The 18531-nt window shown below is 34.9% G+C and carries 15 protein-coding genes; 5 read left to right on the top strand and 10 right to left on the bottom strand.

Features of this window, described 5'->3' with window-relative positions:
• Nucleotides 1-80: 80 nt before the first annotated feature.
• On the top strand, nucleotides 81-248 hold the full coding sequence (locus tag C7377_RS09415) for a hypothetical protein (protein ID WP_165806888.1): 168 nt from the start codon (nucleotides 81-83) through the stop codon (nucleotides 246-248).
• 126 nt (nucleotides 249-374) lie between these two features.
• Nucleotides 375-521: a hypothetical protein gene (locus C7377_RS09410; protein WP_165806887.1), complete on the top strand. Its 147-nt coding sequence runs from the start codon at nucleotides 375-377 to the stop codon at nucleotides 519-521.
• Nucleotides 522-595: 74 nt separating this feature from the next.
• Here the strand turns inward: C7377_RS09410 and clpB are convergent, their stop codons facing one another.
• The 4 genes from clpB to tsaD form a co-directional block, all read right to left on the bottom strand.
• Nucleotides 596-3184, bottom strand: coding sequence for an ATP-dependent chaperone ClpB (gene clpB, locus C7377_RS08890; RefSeq protein ID WP_116497008.1), 2589 nt, complete (start codon nucleotides 3182-3184; stop codon nucleotides 596-598).
• A gap of 121 nt (nucleotides 3185-3305) precedes the next feature.
• On the bottom strand, nucleotides 3306-3752 hold the full coding sequence (locus C7377_RS08885; RefSeq protein WP_116497007.1) for an Hsp20/alpha crystallin family protein: 447 nt from the start codon (nucleotides 3750-3752) through the stop codon (nucleotides 3306-3308).
• A 158-nt stretch (nucleotides 3753-3910) separates the two neighbouring features.
• Nucleotides 3911-4942, bottom strand: coding sequence for an A/G-specific adenine glycosylase (mutY, locus tag C7377_RS08880; RefSeq protein WP_116497006.1), 1032 nt, complete (start codon nucleotides 4940-4942; stop codon nucleotides 3911-3913).
• Nucleotides 4943-5968, bottom strand: coding sequence for a tRNA (adenosine(37)-N6)-threonylcarbamoyltransferase complex transferase subunit TsaD (tsaD, locus tag C7377_RS08875; protein ID WP_116497005.1), 1026 nt, complete (start codon nucleotides 5966-5968; stop codon nucleotides 4943-4945).
• 354 nt (nucleotides 5969-6322) lie between these two features.
• Here tsaD and C7377_RS08870 point away from each other — a divergent pair, with 354 nt between their 5' ends.
• The 3 genes from C7377_RS08870 (at nucleotide 6323) to C7377_RS08860 (ending at nucleotide 14284) form a co-directional block, all read left to right on the top strand.
• The gene (locus tag C7377_RS08870) at nucleotides 6323-10519 is read left to right on the top strand and encodes a translocation/assembly module TamB domain-containing protein (protein WP_116497004.1); all 4197 of its coding nucleotides are present in this window, start codon (nucleotides 6323-6325) and stop codon (nucleotides 10517-10519) included.
• A gap of 56 nt (nucleotides 10520-10575) precedes the next feature.
• A complete protein-coding gene (locus C7377_RS08865; protein ID WP_116497003.1) occupies nucleotides 10576-12363 on the top strand; it encodes a chloride channel protein in 1788 nt (595 codons plus the stop codon).
• 133 nt (nucleotides 12364-12496) lie between these two features.
• On the top strand, nucleotides 12497-14284 hold the full coding sequence (locus C7377_RS08860; RefSeq protein WP_116497002.1) for a chloride channel protein: 1788 nt from the start codon (nucleotides 12497-12499) through the stop codon (nucleotides 14282-14284).
• Nucleotides 14285-14345: 61 nt separating this feature from the next.
• Here the strand turns inward: C7377_RS08860 and mscL are convergent, their stop codons facing one another.
• The 6 genes from mscL to C7377_RS08830 all read right to left on the bottom strand — a co-directional run bounded on the left by mscL (nucleotide 14346) and on the right by C7377_RS08830 (nucleotide 18527).
• Complete coding sequence (mscL, locus tag C7377_RS08855) at nucleotides 14346-14750, bottom strand: large conductance mechanosensitive channel protein MscL (protein ID WP_116497001.1); 405 nt, start codon at nucleotides 14748-14750, stop codon at nucleotides 14346-14348.
• A 78-nt stretch (nucleotides 14751-14828) separates the two neighbouring features.
• Entirely contained in the window at nucleotides 14829-15995 is a 1167-nt protein-coding gene (gene trpB, locus C7377_RS08850; RefSeq protein WP_116497000.1) for a tryptophan synthase subunit beta, read from the bottom strand.
• A 26-nt stretch (nucleotides 15996-16021) separates the two neighbouring features.
• Nucleotides 16022-16594 (bottom strand): anthranilate synthase component II, encoded by a 573-nt coding sequence (locus C7377_RS08845; protein WP_116496999.1) that lies wholly within the window; start codon nucleotides 16592-16594, stop codon nucleotides 16022-16024.
• A 201-nt stretch (nucleotides 16595-16795) separates the two neighbouring features.
• Nucleotides 16796-17104, bottom strand: a complete 309-nt coding sequence (locus tag C7377_RS08840; RefSeq protein WP_133241484.1) for a hypothetical protein — start codon at nucleotides 17102-17104, stop codon at nucleotides 16796-16798.
• Nucleotides 17105-17163: 59 nt separating this feature from the next.
• A complete protein-coding gene (locus C7377_RS08835) occupies nucleotides 17164-18318 on the bottom strand; it encodes a 1-acyl-sn-glycerol-3-phosphate acyltransferase (RefSeq protein WP_116496997.1) in 1155 nt (384 codons plus the stop codon).
• Between the two features lie 17 nt (nucleotides 18319-18335).
• Nucleotides 18336-18527: a DUF5522 domain-containing protein gene (locus C7377_RS08830; protein ID WP_207778475.1), complete on the bottom strand. Its 192-nt coding sequence runs from the start codon at nucleotides 18525-18527 to the stop codon at nucleotides 18336-18338.
• Between the last annotated feature and the right edge of the window lie 4 nt (nucleotides 18528-18531).

Here is an 18531-nt window from a genome sequence, read left to right as displayed (position 1 = left end):
GTTTCCAACCTGTAGGTATTTTGGAATATTGAGAATCTCGTAAAAGTATTTTATTATTATAATATTTACAAACATAAGAAATGAAAGATATATTAACAAAAGACTTAGCAGAAAAAGGAGATATATTACTACGAGAATTAGCTAAAAAAGAAAACTTAGATAAAAAAGAAGTTTACGAAATCATCGGGAATCAAGATAGAGCTAATACATTGTGTGTGGAATTAAGTAATTTAGGATTAATAGATTGAATTGGAAAACCTGAAAATCATCTATTTATCTGCATAAACAAAACTTATAAACTTACTAGTTTCTTAGACAAAGGAGGTTTAGTTAATTTACAAAACACGTTTGAACGAGAAGCAAAAAGAGATGAAATGGAATTAATAAAAACGAAAACAGATTTAAATTTAGCTCAAGAGATGCTCAAAGAATATCCACGAACAAAATGGTTTGCAAGAATTAGTTTCGCTATAGTAATAATTTTAGCTCTAAAAGAGTTATATGAACTTATTATAAAATAAACGAAAGAAAAACTCTAATGACACAAAAAGCCACCTAAAAAGGTGGCTTTTTACGTTCTCAGCATCAACCCAAATTATTTATTTTCAAAGGTTAACTCACCGTCTTTTACGTCTATGAAAACCTTACTATCTCGTTGTACATTTCCAGCAAGTATCGCTTTGGAAAGCTCATTGAGCACTCTACGCTGTATAACACGCTTAATCGGTCTAGCACCAAACTGTGGGTCGAAACCAGCATTGGCAACCCAAGTAATGGCATCGTCTGAGATTTCTAGATGAATGCCTTGCTCCTCTAAAGCCTTTGCCACATTTTTAAATTGTAATCCTGCAACTTCCTTGATTTCTTCTTTTGAAAGTGGAGTAAACATTATCACTTCATCAATTCTATTCAAGAATTCCGGGCGGATAGTCTTACGGAGCAGTTCCATCACCTCCTCTTGTGCTTTCCACAACTTCTCCCCTCGGTTTTCGTCCGTTAAACCATCTAGTTCTTCTTGTATAAGATGAGAACCCATATTGGAAGTCATGATGATTATCGTATTCTTGAAATCTACTACCCGACCTTTGTTATCCGTCAAACGACCATCATCTAAGACTTGCAACAAAATATTGAAAACATCAGGATGAGCCTTCTCTATCTCATCTAAAAGCACAACAGAATACGGTTTTCTACGCACTGCTTCGGTAAGTTGTCCGCCTTCATCGTAACCGACATATCCCGGAGGTGCACCCACTAATCGCGATACAGAATGACGTTCTTGATATTCTGACATATCAATTCTGGTCATTTGGTGTTCATCGTTAAATAAGAATGACGCTAACGCCTTAGCTAATTCCGTTTTACCAACACCAGTAGTTCCGAGGAAAATAAACGAACCTATCGGACGTTTTGAATCCTGCAAGCCCGCACGGCTACGACGAACAGCATTGGAAACTGCAGCTATTGCCTCATCTTGTCCCACAACACGTTTGTGCAATTCTTCTTCTAATTGCAATAGCTTTTTACGTTCTGATTGTAGCATTTTGTTCACAGGAATTCCTGTCCAGCGAGAAACAATCTCTGCAATATCCTCAGATTCCACTTCCTCTCGAACCATTGATGTTCCTTCTTTTTTCACAAGTTGCTCTTCGCGTTCTTTCATCTGCTCTTCAATAGCTTTTATCTTACCATAGCGAATTTCTGCAACTTTTTGGTAATCAGCTTCACGTTCAGCACGCTCTGCTTGCAATCGAAGTTCTTCTAATTCTGCCTTGTCTTGCTGTACTGCTTCTATTAGTCTCTTTTCTTCCTCCCACTTTGCTTTTTGAGCATCACGCTTTTCTGCAAGATTTGCAATTTCTTCATCCAATTCTTTAACCTTAGCAGTATCTCCTTCTCTGTCAATAGCTGCACGTTCTATCTCCAGTTGCTTTAACTGACGTTCCAATTCATCTAAAGCTTCTGGTACAGAATTTATCTCTAAGCGAAGTTTTGATGCAGCTTCATCAATCAAGTCAATGGCTTTATCGGGTAAAAATCTGTCCGAAATATATCGTTGTGAAAGTTCTACAGCCGAAATAATCGCATCATCTTTGATTTTCACTTTGTGATGTTGCTCATATCGCTCTTTCAAACCTCTTAGAATTGAGATAGCACTCATTTTATCAGGCTCATCTACAACTACTTTTTGGAAACGACGCTCCAAGGCTTTATCTTTTTCAAAATATTTTTGATATTCGTCTAATGTAGTCGCACCTATTGCACGCAATTCTCCGCGAGCTAATGCCGGTTTCAAGATATTAGCAGCATCCATGGCTCCATCGGATTTACCTGCACCTACAAGGGTGTGTATTTCATCAATAAATAGGATAATTTCTCCCTCTGCCGATACTACTTCTTTTACCACGGATTTCAATCGCTCTTCGAACTCTCCTTTGTATTTTGCTCCTGCAATTAAAGCTCCCATATCCAAAGAGAAAATCTGTTTAGACTTTAAATTCTCAGGCACATCACCACGAATGATTCTGTGTGCTAAGCCCTCAGCGATTGCCGTTTTTCCCACTCCAGGATCACCTATCAATATCGGGTTATTCTTCGTTCTTCTTGATAAAATCTGTAATATTCTGCGAATCTCATCATCACGACCAATTACAGGGTCTAATTTCCCTTTTTCAGCCTGTTCGTTAAGGTTTATTGCATATTTATTCAGTGCATTATATGTATCTTCTGAAGATTGTGAGTCAACCTTTTTTCCTCCTCGCAATTCTTTTATTGTGGCTTCTAATGGTTCTCGGCTAACGCCTGCATCTTTCAACAGCTTGGCAACAGAATCATTCAAATCAAGGAATCCTAGCAGAAAATGTTCTAAAGAAACAAACTCATCCCCCATTTTTCGGGCATGGTCTGTTGCTTTCAAAACTACCTTATTCGTATCTCCAGAAAGATATGGCTGTCCGCCACTCACTTTCGCATACGAAGCAATCATCTTATCCAATGCTTGATTTACAAGCTCTGTATTAATTCCCAATTTACCGTAAAGAAAGCCTACCACATCTTCACCAACTTGTTGAATTGCTTTAAGTAAATGTGCTGTTTCTACAGCTTGTTGTCCATTCGAAGAAGCTAATTGCAAGGCTTCCTGCAAAGCTTCTTGTGATTTTATAGTTAAATTATTCATATTCATAATTCGATATTCTTTTTAGTGTTTTGTCATGGTAAAATGGTAAAAAGCCTGTTGCAACAGTGTCTAATAGTACAACAGGCTCTGTAGTTAATGCACTACGCTATAACAGCTATTAGAAAATCTATTCAATTTCAATTTGTCGTTTGTTTTCTAATTTATTGAGTTCCTGTTTAGGTAGTTCAATTTTGAGAATTCCATCATTATAAGATGCTTTAATATTCTCTTGATCAACATCCTGAGGCAATTGAAAGCTTCTTCTAAATGATGAGTAACTATATTCTCTACGAGTTACTTTTTTCTCATCCCCTTCAGTTTCTTCGTGTTCTTTTTTAGTTTCAGAAGAAATTGTTAAGACATCATTTTCCATATCAATTTTAAAGTCTTCTTTTTTATGTCCTGGCACAGCTACTTCTAACTCGAAGTTTTTCTCTGTTTCAGAAACATTCACTGCAGGTATTGTAGTTCCTAACTCCATACCTTTGTTGAAGAAATCTTTGTTGAAAAAATCATCCCAAATTGAATTAAACTCGGGGAAAAAATCGTTTTTATTCCATCTTACTATTGACATAATTCTTAATTTTTAATGATTAATATGTTTTGAACTTCTCTATTTTGTTCATTCAACCTATTTACATCAAAATCATTGCCAATAATTAAAAAAACACATATCGTCAGTAAAAACTTCACCGCCAAGACACATTGTCATTAAACAGCACAAACATCCAATTAAATATATGACTCAATAGACTTAGGCACAGGAAGTTTAGAAACATTATCCTCATTTACAAAACAATGCCATTTCGGCAGTTCTTGAATTTTATCCGTGGTAACTTTCCAGAAAGTTAAGTGCAAGTGCTGATGAGACAGCTTATGTATTATAGGTGTTTCATTTATTTTAGATAGTGTAAGATGCGAGGTACCAAATCTCTCTACAATAAAGTTTTCAATTTCTTCTAACAAAGGATTTTTCCTCTCTAAAAGAGGAAACTGGTATAAGTGCCTCCAAATGTCTTTTTGTTCTCTTAGGTGCAATATTTTACCTTCTTCTTGTTCAATGATGAAATAATTAAAATAGCGATGTTTGATTTGAATTTTTGCTTTCTTTACAGGTAATTCATGCTGTTTGTTCTTTTCAAAAGCCCAACATTTAAAAGCCAGTGGACAGTCTTCGCAATCTGGATTCCTGGGTCTACAAACTATTGCTCCCAACTCCATAGTTGCTTGATTCAAGTACCCTGCTTCCTTCTCATGAATTAATTCACTAACTATTTTAAAAAATTCTTTTTGAGCTTTGGTTGTATGAATAGGCGTATAAATACCAAATAGCCTTGAAAACAGGCGATAGACATTACCATCAATAGCAGGAACTGCTTCGTCATAGGCAAATGAAGCAATTGCCGCTGCTGTGTATTTTCCCACCCCTTTTAATTGTAATAATTCATTATAATTGTCAGGAAATTTTCCATCTAATTCATTAACAATAAATTTTGCCGTAAAATGAAGATTTCTGGCTCGTGAATAATATCCTAAACCCTGCCACAACTTAAGCACCTCTTGTTCCGAGGCCTTAGCTAAATCAAATAACGTTGGGAAATGCTCCAAGAAACTTAAGTAATATTTTAAACCTTGATCAACTCTAGTTTGCTGTAGGATAATTTCCGAAAGCCAGATTTTATACGGATTTTTAGTTTTACGCCAAGGTAAGTCACGCTTATTTTTATGATACCACCCCAGCAATGCAACTGAAAACTCTTGCATCTATACTGTTACTTTTGCATAAGGAACAAAATCTTGCGTAGCAAAATCTTGTTTTAAATATTTGTAATAACCTGTAACGGCAACCATCGCTGCATTATCTAGGGAGTAACCCAATTTAGGAATATAAATCTGCCAACCATATTTTTTGTGGGCATCTTGTAGCGCTCTTTGAAGAGCTGAGTTTGCTGAAACACCTCCTGCAATGGCAACGTGTTTTACGCCTGTTCGGTTTACTGCTTTTATCAACTTATCCATCAAAATCTCCACAATCGTCCTTTGCAAAGATGCACACAAGTCTTTTTTATTCTCTTCAATAAAATTAGGATTCTCTTTTATTTGGTCTCTTAGAAAGTACAAGAATGATGTCTTCAAACCACTAAAACTATAGTCCAAATCAGCTATTCGTGGCTTACTGAATTGAAAAGCTTCAGGATTACCGTCTTTGGCTAATTTATCAATCAATGGTCCTCCGGGATATGGCATCCCCATTACCTTCGCACATTTATCAAAAGCTTCGCCGGCAGCATCATCGATAGTTTTCCCTATAATTTCCATCTCAAAATGGTCTTTCATTAATACTAATTGAGAATTACCACCTGAAACCAATAACGTAAGAAATGGAAAACTTGGCACTTGTTCTTGAATATTTGCTTCCTTAATAAAATGAGCATATATATGTGCTTGCAAGTGATTCACAGTTATTAATGGAATGTCCAACCCAAGAGCAAAAGCTTTGGCAAAAGAACTTCCCACCATAAGTGAACCCAATAGACCAGGACCTGAGGTTACTGCCACTGCACTCAATTCTTCTTTCGTAATTCCCGCATCTTTTATTGCTTTATCAACGACAGGAACTATATGCTGCTGATGTGCTCGAGAAGCCAACTCAGGCACTACTCCCCCGTACTCTTCATGCACTTTTTGTGAGGCAATAATATTGGTTAAAATCTCAGTGTCTTTAATCACTGCAGCCGCAGTATCATCACATGAAGACTCTATTCCTAGAATGTATATCGATTTTGCCATTTATTTTAAGTATAATATTATTTCTAAATCCCTTTAGATTCGGACAAAGTTAGTAAAGATACTCCTAAATTTTACTATTTTTGTAAGTTAAAGCTATTAACAACTAAGACTATAAAAAAAGGGACTAAAATAATCTTAATTAGCATAGGAGTAGTTTCACTTCTATTTATTGGTATATCTATTTCATTATTCAATGAAAAAGTACAAACTATTATTATCCGCAACCTTGCTCAATCTATCGAAAAAAAGACTGGTTCAGAGATTAAAATCGGAAAAATCAACTATTCTTTCTTTAATAACTTAGAAGTAAAAGATGTTCTTATACGAGACACCCATAAAGATACGCTACTCTATGTGGATAAACTTACTGCTAAAATTGCTGGAATAAATCTATCGAGCAATAATTTCCGTATAAGAGATCTTGACATTGAGAATCCATACCTCAAACTCATCAACTACGGTGACGAGATGAACTTATTCACTTTTTTAGATGCTTTGGAAAATGATGAGCACGATTCTACGGAAGTATCAACTTCTTACTTCTTTTCTTCTGGAACCGCAACTATCAACAGTGGTCGGTTTGTGTATTATGATATTGCAAAGCAGGATGTCCCCTATGGAATGAACTACGACGATCTCGATTTTTTTAATATCAATGCTGCTATTAATGGGCTAAGAACAATAGGCGGTGTCATCAAAATGAATATAGACTCTTTAGTTGGTGAAGAGAAAAGTGGGTTTCGAGTTTATGAAACAACTACAGAACTTACGGTAGCTAATGATCTGCTTAGGCTGGATAATGTGCAGATTGCCACTCAAAAAAGCAGTTTAGACGCTGAGTACTTAAATTTCTCATACACTCCAGGGACAAAGGCTTGGAAGAATTTTATTCGTGCGGTAATGATTGATTATAAGATTAATCACAGTAAAGTTAACCTACATGAAATATCAATATTTAACGAAAATTTGAAAGGCTATCATGAAACCCTCATTGGTTCAGGTCATATAACAGGGACTGTGGAAAATATGCTCTGTGAAGACTTACATCTAAAAACTTATGAGAATACCGAATTCGTTGGAGAATTGTCGATGAACGGCTTGCCAAATGTAGATGAAACTTTTGTTGACGCCAAAATCAATCACTTACAGACCACTTTAAATGATTTAGAAAAAATCAGTATTCCCAACTATGAAAATGGACATCTTTCCTTTTCTGATAAATTTAAGAAATTGGGGCTTATTACCGCTAAGGGTCGATATACAGGCTTTCTTTCTGATTTCGTTTTCTATGGTCAGCTTTTCAGTTCGTATGGCAACGTTAAAACGGATATTTCTATCAAGCCCACTGCAAAAACTAAGCAGTTGGAACTGAGTGGAAAAATAATCACTGAAGACTACAAGATAGGCGATTTATTAGAAAATAAGATGTTAGGTGATATTTCACTAAACGTAGATATCGTCAATGCAATGGCTAATGAAAATTATAATAGCTATGCGGAAATTGAAGGAACCGTCAATAAATTGGAGGTCAATAATTATAGTTATGAGAATATAAAGATTGATGGACTTTTAGCTGATAAAATATTCGATGGAAATGTAAAAATGAATGATGAACATATCACTTTTGATTTCAAAGGGAATATAGACCTCCATGAAGATATTCCCAAAATGAACTTTTCCTTGGCTCTGGATCATGCAAGACTTTCAAAACTCAACTTAAACAGACTTTCACATGACAGTTTAGCTACAGTTAGCTTCAATGTGACATCTCATATAGATGGCGGAAATATTGATAATGCCACAGGGGATATACGCATTTATGACTTTGCCTATGCAAACAGTAAAGGGAAACTCCAAGCTGATACTATCAGTATTGTTTCATCCTTAAATGAAAATAATCGCACATTATATCTCAATTCTGAGTACATTGAAGCTCATCTTAGTGGCGACTTTAAAACAACAGAAATTCCAACATTGCCCATGCGATTGCTTTCAAATTACATTGACGTAGGGTATTTAAATTTAGCTGACAGTCTACACATTGACGAAAGCAGTGAAGTGAAAATTAATTTTAAAAATATAAATCCAGTCCTGAATTTGTTTTATGACGATTATGCACTAAGTGAAAATGCGATATTATCAGCATATTATACACTTGGAAACTCTACTAAAATGCAGTTGAATTTTAACGCTGATTATTTGAAATTCGGCGATAAAGCCTTTCACAAAATAAATTTCAGTGCTACTGGTGATCATACACTCAATAATAAACTTACAATAAGCAGAATAAACCTCACGGATGATTATAATATTCTATTTTTCACTCTTGATAATAATGTTGCAAACAATCAAATGACAACAAACATACATTGGGGAGATAAAAGATTACCCTACGATGGGAGCATATCTTTATCATCTATATTAAAAGAAATAGATAACAAACAAATTTCGGTTGAAAATAAGATAGCACCAACAAAATTTACTTTAAATAATAAAAAATGGTCTATCACTGAATCTAAGCTAGTAATAGATAGTACAAATATAGCAATCAAAGAATTTAAAATTAAAAATAAGAAAGAATCAATTGAAGTAGATGGACTTTGGTCTAAAAATAAGACTGATTATCTGAATGTTAACCTCAAAGCTTTTGAAACAGGATATCTTTGGAATATGTTTGTCAGTGATGATATAAAGCTCTCGGCAAAAATGTCTGGCTACGTAAAATACCAACAAAACGATGATGCCTATACATTAGATTCCGATTTACGTATTCCAAAGCTCATTGTAGAGAATCAGAATTTTGGAATGCTAAATGTCAATTCCGATTGGATTCGAGAAAAGCAAGCGCTACAAACTGTAGGATCATTAACCTTGGCAGAAAAGGAGCTACTTACTATAAATGGGCTATATGGAATGAATGATAATTCTCTAAATTACGCTCTCAATTTAGATGATTTCGACTTGAAACTATTTTCAGTTTTTACTAATGATTTTCTTTCGAATATAGAGGGAACAATAAACGGGAAACTTACATCTAAAGGCAACGTAGAAAATCCTATTATTGATGGCAAACTAAATTTTGATATTCCAAACATTACCATAACTGAAACAGGTGTACCATATCACCTGAACGAAACGATAACGGTAAACAATAGTCAAATGCTATTCGAAAATTTTAAAATATTTGACGAACGTGAGAAAACAGCTACCCTAAATGGTAAAGTCTTACTAGGTATGAATAATAACTCTGAAATAGATCTAAAATTAACTACTGAAAACTTTAGAGTACTAAGAGATTCCTATCAGCCTCTAGCCTACGGTGATGCTAAAATAACTTCAGATTTGAATATTACTGGTGATTTTTCACATATCTCTGTAAGAGGAGACGTATCAACCGACAGCAGATCGAAAATTATAGTCCCTTATGGAAGTGCTAGTGAAGTATCTGACAATGAATTTATTACATTTATAAATCCGGCAGACAGCATCAAATACCTAGAAAGCAACGACATCCTTTTCATTCCAACTGGAGCCAAAAGTCCTATTTCTTTCAATGTTGATTTCAGTATAGACCCAACTTCCGAAATTCAAGTAGTTTTAGAAGCCAATAATGGTAGTACTTTAAAATCACAAGGTAGTGCAGACTTATTCGTAAGAAGGGACAGAGAGGGCAAACAATATGTAATGGGACAATACACGGTTTCTCAAGGTAGTTTTTACTACTCGTTAGAGGGAATCGTAAATAAAAAATTTATTCTGAACGAAGGTGGTACTATACAGTGGAATGGTGCTCCAGAAAAAGCCTTCGTGAATTTAGATGCAGTTTATCAACTAAAAACATCCCTACAACCCCTACTCAATCAAGATAATAATTCTGTAAAACAACGACAAACACTGGTCGTTTGTAAAACTCATATAACAGGACAGCTCGAAGATCCGAAACTTACCTTCGAGATTGATTTTCCAAATCTTGACAATACAACAAAAGGGAATATACAAGCTACACTCCAGACTACTGATATAACAAAACAGGTGCTGTCATTATTGATATTTAATAGATTCACTGTACCTGAATATAATCCAAATGCCTCTGGAAACAACAATACAAATGCATTAGCATCAACAACTAGCGAGCTTCTATCACAGCAGATAAGTAATATATTGTCTCAATTTAGTGATGACGTTAATATTGGATTCATCTACAAGCCTGGTGATGACATGACTCAAGAAGAACTTGGATTAGCAATTTCTACAGAATTATTGCAAGACAGGGTTATTATTTCTGGAAATTTCGGTTTTTCGTCTCAAGATGAAGCCAATAGATTTAATGACTTTATTGGAGATATTGACTTTGATATAAAACTCAATAAAAAGGGTAATCTTAAATTACGTGCATTTTCACATGCAAAAGACAATCTATATTATTATGAGAACAAAAGAAATATACAAGGTGTAGGTATTGTTTATAATGAAGAGTTTAATACATTTAAAGAACTCATACAACGATATAAAGAAAAACTCGGATGGAATAAAAAATCACGTAAAAAATGACTTTCTTTGTAGTCACAAAAAATCTTTTCATTTAGAGATAAAATTTATTTTATAATATGCTACAGAAACTAAGTAAGCTATTAGAATTTTTTATTGAATGGAGACAGAAGAATTTGACTGAACGTCAATTTATCTATATTCTCAGTATTGTGGTGGGATTAACTTCTGGACTTGGTGCTGTTGTTCTCAAAAATTTTACTCACTTTATTCAATACCGTCTACGTGAAGGGATTATTCAAGATTATTACATCGGTTTTTACTTTGTATTTCCTCTTATAGGTCTGTTTCTGGTTTATCTCATAATGAAATACATCATCAAACATAAAGTAAGTCACGGAATTCCTTCCACACTATATGCTATTTCGCAACGTAAAGGTATAATGAAAAAATTCCAGATGTATGGTAGTATTCTTACGGCACCAGTAACTATTGGTTTTGGCGGTTCCGTGGGGCTAGAGGGACCTACTGTAGCTACCGGAGCTGCCATTGGTTCAAATTTGGCAAGTGCTTTTAGAATCAAACAAAATACACGCACATTATTGATTGGATGTGCCGCAGCCGGCGCGCTCTCATCTATTTTTAAGGCACCGGTAGCTGCTATCGTATTTGCTATTGAGGTTTTTAGTTTAGACCTAACTCTGATGTCTTTAGTACCTTTGTTATTAGCCTCACTTTCTGCCATTATTACCTCTTTCATGTTTTTTGGATCAGAACGAATCATTCCCTTTCATATAGAGGAGAATTTTATGGTTGCAGATCTTCCCTACTACGTAGTTTTGGGAATAATAGCAGGCTTTGTTTCTATATATTTTGCGAAAGTCTATGATTATACACATAGAATATTTAACCGAATAAATACGCCAGTCGAAAGATTTATTATTGGTGGGCTTGCATTAGGCGTGATTGTTTATTTCATGCCACCGTTATATGGTGAGGGCTTCAATATGATAAATAGTCTCATAAAAGGAAATCCAGAAGTAGCACTAGTTGCCCCAATATTTAATTTCAACCTAGAAAATGTATGGGTGGTTATTGCGTTGCTTTCAGGATTGGTTTTTGTGAAAATTATTGCAACATCTATCACCTTTGGTGCCGGTGGTGTGGGTGGTATTTTTGCTCCTGTGCTCTTTATGGGCAGTATTATGGGAAATACTATAGCAAAAATTATAAACAATATTCCGTATCTAAACCTTAGTGTGCACGAAAGCAGTTTTACACTTGTAGGTATGGGTGGTCTTATGGCAGGTGTCCTTCATGCACCTCTTACAGCAATCTTCCTTATTGCAGAACTCACAGGAGGCTACAATTTATTTATACCACTAATGCTCACTGCTGCAATCTCTTACAGCCTCACTAAATATTATCTCAATTATTCTGTATATACTGCTGAGCTTGGGCTACAAGGGAAGTTAGTAACTCACAATAAGGATAAAGTAGTATTAATGTTTATGCAACTGGACAAGGTAATAGAAAAGAACTTTGTCACTATCAATTATGATGCTATGTTAGGAGATTTAGTGGAAGTAATCGCACACTCATCACGTAATATTTATCCCGTAGTTGATGATGATAATAAATTTAAAGGAGTTATTTTCTTAGATGACGTTCGTGAAATGATGTTTGATAGTAAGCTCTATGACAAAACAACTGTTGCATCACTGACAACTATGCCAGGAGAGATTATTTATTATGATGATAGCATGCCCACGGTTATGGATAAGTTTCAACGTTCTGATGCATGGAATCTTCCTGTTGTGGATATGGGTAAATATGTGGGTTTTGTTTCAAAATCTAAAATGTTATCTGTTTACCGAAAACTTCTCGTAGATATTACTAACGACTAATTAAAGCTGGTCAAACAAATGTCGGCTGGTAAGTGGCACAATCAGTCGATTGTTACCATTATTGAAAGTTGCTAAAAAATAGTATCTTTGATTTTAAGTACATTCTTTAAGGCAACATAATTTAGACTCAAATATGCTACGCTTTTTTAGAAGAATAATAGATCAGATTATTCACCTAAGACAAAAACACCTCACAGAACATCAGTATGTTCTTATTCTTAGTATCGTTGTTGGGTTTACTTCTGGAATGGTAGCTGTTATTCTAAAGAACCTTACTTTTTTTATTCAAACCCGATTACGAGAGGGTATTATTCAGAATTATTATATTGGTTTTTACTTCATCTTCCCGTTGATTGGGTGTTTTATTGTCTATTTAATTCTAAAATATATCATAAAGAAAAAAGTAAGTCATGGTATTCCCTCTACTCTGTATGCTATATCTCAGAAAAAAGGAATTATGGATAAGTTTCAAATGTATGGGAGTATGCTTACCGCTCCTATAACTGTGGGTTTTGGCGGTTCAGTGGGTTTAGAGGGACCCACTTGTGCAACTGGGGCTGCTGTAGGATCCAACTTAGCGCGCCTATTTCACACAAAACAATCCACGCGAATATTATTGATAGGTTGTGCAGCAGCAGGTACAATGTCTTCTATTTTCAAGGCACCTATTGCGGGTATCCTGTTTGCTATTGAGGTGTTCAGTCTTGACCTTACATTTGTCTCTATGATACCCTTAATTTTAGCTTCTGTGTCTGCAATCATAACTTCTTACTTCTTTTTTGGTTCAGAGCGTATTATGCCTTATTACATTGGTCAAGAATTTCTCGTGTCTGAGATTCCATTTTATATTGCTCTGGGTATTATTGCAGGACTTTGCTCTATTTATTTTGCAAAAGCATATGACACGTTACATAAAATGTTTCGTCGTATAAATACTCAAATCGAGAGACTTATCATTGGAGGCTTAGCCTTGGGAGCGCTAGTGTATATAATGCCCCCACTCTATGGTGAGGGGTTTCAAACCATCAATGATTTAATAAAAGGAGAAACTGCTACCGCATTAATGTCTCCATTTTTTGATGCTGATATTGAAAATATTTGGCTGGTTATTGCTATCCTGTCAGGACTTGTATTCTTTAAAGTAATAGCTACATCTATTACTTTTGGTGCAGGTGGCGTTGGTGGAATTTTTGCTCCTACACTGTTTATGGGAAGTATCATGGGAAATATTTTAGCCAAGATTATTAATAACTTTCCTTTTTTGAAAATGCATGTATCGGAGAGCTGTTTTACTCTAGTTGGGATGAGTGGTTTACTAGCAGGAGTTCTCCATGCACCACTTACCGCTATTTTCTTGATTGCTGAGCTCACTGGTGGTTATAATTTATTCATACCTCTAATGATAACAGCTGCCATTTCATTTAGCTTTACAAAGTATTTCTTAAAATACTCAGTATATACAGTAGAATTAGGATTACAAGGCAAGCTAATAACACACAATAAGGACAAAGTCGTTCTGATGTTTATGCAAATGGATAAGGTTCTAGAAACAAATTTTATCACAGTCAATTATGATGGCACACTGCGCGATGTCATCAATGCGATTGAGCACTCCTCACGCAACCTATTTCCTGTGGTGGATGAAGAAGAACAATTTAAAGGGGTAGTTTATATAGATGATATCAGAGAGATTATGTTTGATAGTAGTCTCTATGACTCCACGACTATACAGTCTATTACAACCATGCCCGATGAACTAATCTTCATAGAAGACACTATGCAAACGGTTATGGATAAGTTTCAACGTTCAAATGCATGGAATTTACCGGTTGTTGACCGGGGGAAATATAATGGTTTTGTATCAAAATCAAAGATGTTTTCTGTTTATCGGGAACTTCTTATGGATATTTCAAATGGATAAAAAAAGTGCCTCATTCTTATTTGAATGAAGCACTAAAATTATTTGAATTCTTATACAAGATTTATTTCTTTAGTAAATCTCTAATTTCGGTAAGAAGAATTTCCTCTTTGGGCGGTGCTACAGGAACAGCCTCTTCCTTTTTCTTAGTTTTGTCGTATGCTTTCAATATTAAATATACAACTAAACCTATAAGGATAAAGTCAATAATAGCTTGTATGAAGTTACCATAAGACATAACCGCAGCACCAGCTTCTTGTGCAGCTGCCAATGTTTCATAGTGGCTACCATCTAAAGTTATAAATAGGTCATTTACATTTTTACCACCCATTAATAAACCAATGATTGGCATGAAAACATCAGCGACTAATGAGCCAATAATTTTGCTAAATGCACCACCAATGATTACCGCAGTTGCTAAAGCTACGATATCACCTTTTAATAGGAATTTTTTGAAGTCTCTCAACATAGTGTTAATTATTTTAATTATAAATCTATTTTCAAAAATACGAATATTAATACATATAAACTATTTTCTGAGTTCTTTTTAATAGTTAAAATAATTCAAATAAGTATTCATATCCTTGTCTCCTCTTCCAGAGAGATTAACTACGACTATATCATCTTTCTTAAAATTTATCTTTTCTAAAGCTGCCAAAGCGTGTGCAGATTCCAAAGCTGGAATAATACCTTCTTTTTGAGACAATAATTTCGCAGCATTTAATGCTTCATCATCTTTTATGGCAAGAGCTTCTATTCTACCAATAGACAGCAGATGTGCATACAAAGGTCCTACTCCCGGATAATCTAAACCTGATGATATGGAATAAGGTTCTACAACTTCTCCTTTTTCATCTTGAATAACCAGTGTGCGACTACCATGCAAAACGCCTTCTTTACCCGCAGTAAGAGTTGCAGCATGCTTTCCGGTTTCTATACCTTTACCTTCTGCCTCAGCAGCTACAAGCTTTACTTGTTCATCGTCAAAAAAATGATAAAATGCTCCTGTGGCGTTACTCCCTCCACCAACTGATGCTATGATATAATCCGGCTGTCTTGGTACTTGCACTTTTAATTCTTTCGATATAATTGATTGCAATCTTGCAACCATATCAGGATAGGGATGCGGTCCAACTGCAGACCCAATAAGGAAATAAGAGTCCGGATTTTCAATCCAGTAACCCAATGCAGCATCCACTGCACTGGTCAAAGCTCCACCGCCAGATTCGACAGTAACTACATCAGCTCCAAGAAACTTAATCCTGCCTACGTTTGGTGCTTGCCTTTTCACATCAAGAGCTCCCATAAATATGGTGCATTTCATTCCAAACTTTGCACATACCGTAGCTGTAGCTACACCATGCTGTCCTGCACCTGTCTCTGCTATTACATTGGATTTACCTAGCTGTTTGGCTAATAATATTTGACCTAATGTATTGTTGATTTTGTGTGCTCCTGTATGGTTCAAGTCTTCACGCTTCAGATAAATATTTGCACCATACTTTTCTGAAAGATTGGCAGCATGATATAGTGGTGAAGGTCGACCTACATACTCTTTCAGCAAAGCTTCATATTCTTTTTTGAAAGAATCACTTTCCAGAATCTCCTTGTAATCCTCAGCAAGCTTATTAATAGGTCCACTTAAAACATATGGAATAAGGGCTCCTCCAAATTCTCCATAATACCCTTTGCTGTCAATTTGATAATTTTTCATAGTGTGTTTTTTTTTATTGATTGTTTTTATTTGTTGTGTATCCAGTTTTCTAACATTTGTAATCCTAAGGGTGTTAGAACAGATTCTGGATGAAACTGTAACCCTTCTACCCTATCTTCTTTATGTAAAACTCCCATGATAACTCCATTTTCATCATAACAGCTTACCTCTAGACAAGATGGTAAGTCTTGCTTACAAACATGCCAGGAATGGTAATGTCCAATTTCAAAATGCCGAGGAAGATTGTGTAAACACCCTCTATTTGTGGCTGTTCTTGTAGCTAATGTAGTAATACCATGCTGTACATTCTCTGCATTTTTCAGGCTACCTCCATAGACCTCTACAATTGCTTGATGTCCTAAACAAATACCGAGTATTTTTTTATCTTTTTTATAGGTTTCAATTACCTCCATTAAAATACCTGCCTCGCTGGGAAGCCCAGGTCCGGGTGACAAAATAATAGCATCAAAGTTTGCTAATTCGTTTGTTTCAACTTCATCATTACGAAAAACGGAAATAGTACTCTGCCCAATCTTATGCAGGTATTCTACTAAGTTATAGGTAAACGAATCATAATTATCTATTACTGCTAAATTCATGTTTTTTTTACGATTTCTTTTAAAGAAAAAAAGACCTACTGCTACGCAGTAGGTCTTATCCATTTTTGTCTTTATATTTCTTTCAAACAAACATCGCTGCGCCAATCTAATTATTGTGCAATTACCACCAACGATTTATGTTTGTCATATTTTTCATTAGTCCAAAGAAAATAATAATTCTCTAATTCACAAAATTCTTTGTTACATTTCTACATCATTACCTTTATTAGGTACAATATTGATAACCTCATTACTCTGTTCTAAAGACTTTTGGAGTCGTCCTATTTCTTGATCTTTTTCCTCAATTTTTTGTTTTAGTCTACGGATTTTTTGCTCTGTTCTAGGTATTAAAACCAGTGGAATAAATAAAGTAGCAATAGCTGCAATACCGATATATGCTCCTACGTATTTATTTGGAGTATCAACATCTAATAAAAAATATAAATCGACCACTACGGCTGCCATTATTAGAAAGGCTGCTAAAATAATTATGCTCTTTGTTGTTTTCATTTCTTTTTGTCTTCTGTTATTAATCATCAAAATCCTAAAAAGCTTAGAATTTTGAAAGTCTATTCTTGAATTTTTTTGTACTCTTCTTTATGTAAAATTGGATTTGCATAAATCTTTAGAAACAACTCTCGGTGGATTCCCGTTGTGCCATTGATAGACTCTAGCTTTAATTCCATGTGCTTAATAAATTGCTCTTTCTCTGCTGTGGTATAGTAGTTTTTATACTTCTGTGAACCTTTAAGCATATCTAAGGCTATATAATTATCAGGAAACAAACGATAGTTTGTAACAATATGTTTATCAATATGATGAGCTAATCTTTCAATAATTTCTGCATCTGTAAGTTCTTCACCAAATCTATCAATTACATCCTCTCCGATTGGCTCCCCTATGGCAAAATGAATTCTTCCTTTTGGTTGTTTCAAACTTAAGAACATACTGTCTAAATCATCTTGAGGAGTTTTTACAAATCCTTCAGGTGTATCTCTCATATAAAGCTCTCGTGTTTTTAGACCATCAGAAGGCTCGTATTCGTATGAAATTGATACTGGTACGATATTCAACTCCTTGAATATCTTTCTAGTGTTACCATTTCCTGCTAAATTGAGCATTTTCAGTAAACTAAGTTGGGTTTCATCATAGCCATTTTTTGTACGCCCTTCACGTTGTGCAATCCAAATGGATGCATTTCTCCGAGTTATCGAATCATAGATATAAGATGAAAGGGCTTTTGAACTTACAAGCTGTTCTTTAATGCCGAGGTCACCTCTTTTCACAACAAAGCTCTTATTTAACTTTACCAAATCAATAATCCACTGTTGCAATAAAAGATTACTCCCGATAGCAATTTCTGTAGTAAGGAATCCATTTTTCATCAATCCATAACTTAGTAATGCAGGATCCATGATTATATCACGATGATTAGACATAAAAAGATAAGCCTTATCTTTTTCCAAGTTGTCTAAGCCTGTGATGGTAAAGCCATCTGAGGTTTTTTTAATCAGCTTCTTTAAGAGTGGTTTTGCAATATTTGCCTGAAAATCATCAGTAGTTTTTACTTTAGAAAGTTCTGAGACCTTCTTTTCTAAAGTTTTTCCTTTAAAAACTTGGTTAGCAATTTGAAAGAAAAATTGATCATCTTTCAATCTTTGTATCGCTTGCTGTACTTCTTCCTCAGTGCGAAAAGGTCTTATATCATCAAATGTAGGCTCCATTTTCTATTGCTATTTAGTTATTCTTTGTGAGAGTTTTCTTTTGTAGTTTTAACTTCTCCTGTTTTTACATCATATCCATAAGGGCAATGCTTGCAACCATTGAGACAACAATATCCCCTTTTTAATAGATATTTTTCTGTAAATATTTTATATCCTTCTTCACTCCAATAAAAATCTTCTCCCTCTATCATAAACAGACTAGACATCATATTA

Origin of the sequence: Balneicella halophila (genome assembly GCF_003096835.1) — a bacterium.
Classification (GTDB): domain Bacteria; phylum Bacteroidota; class Bacteroidia; order Bacteroidales; family Balneicellaceae; genus Balneicella; species Balneicella halophila.
The sequence above is the reverse complement of the archived record's forward strand: the minus strand, read 5'-3'. Positions and strand labels throughout refer to the sequence as shown.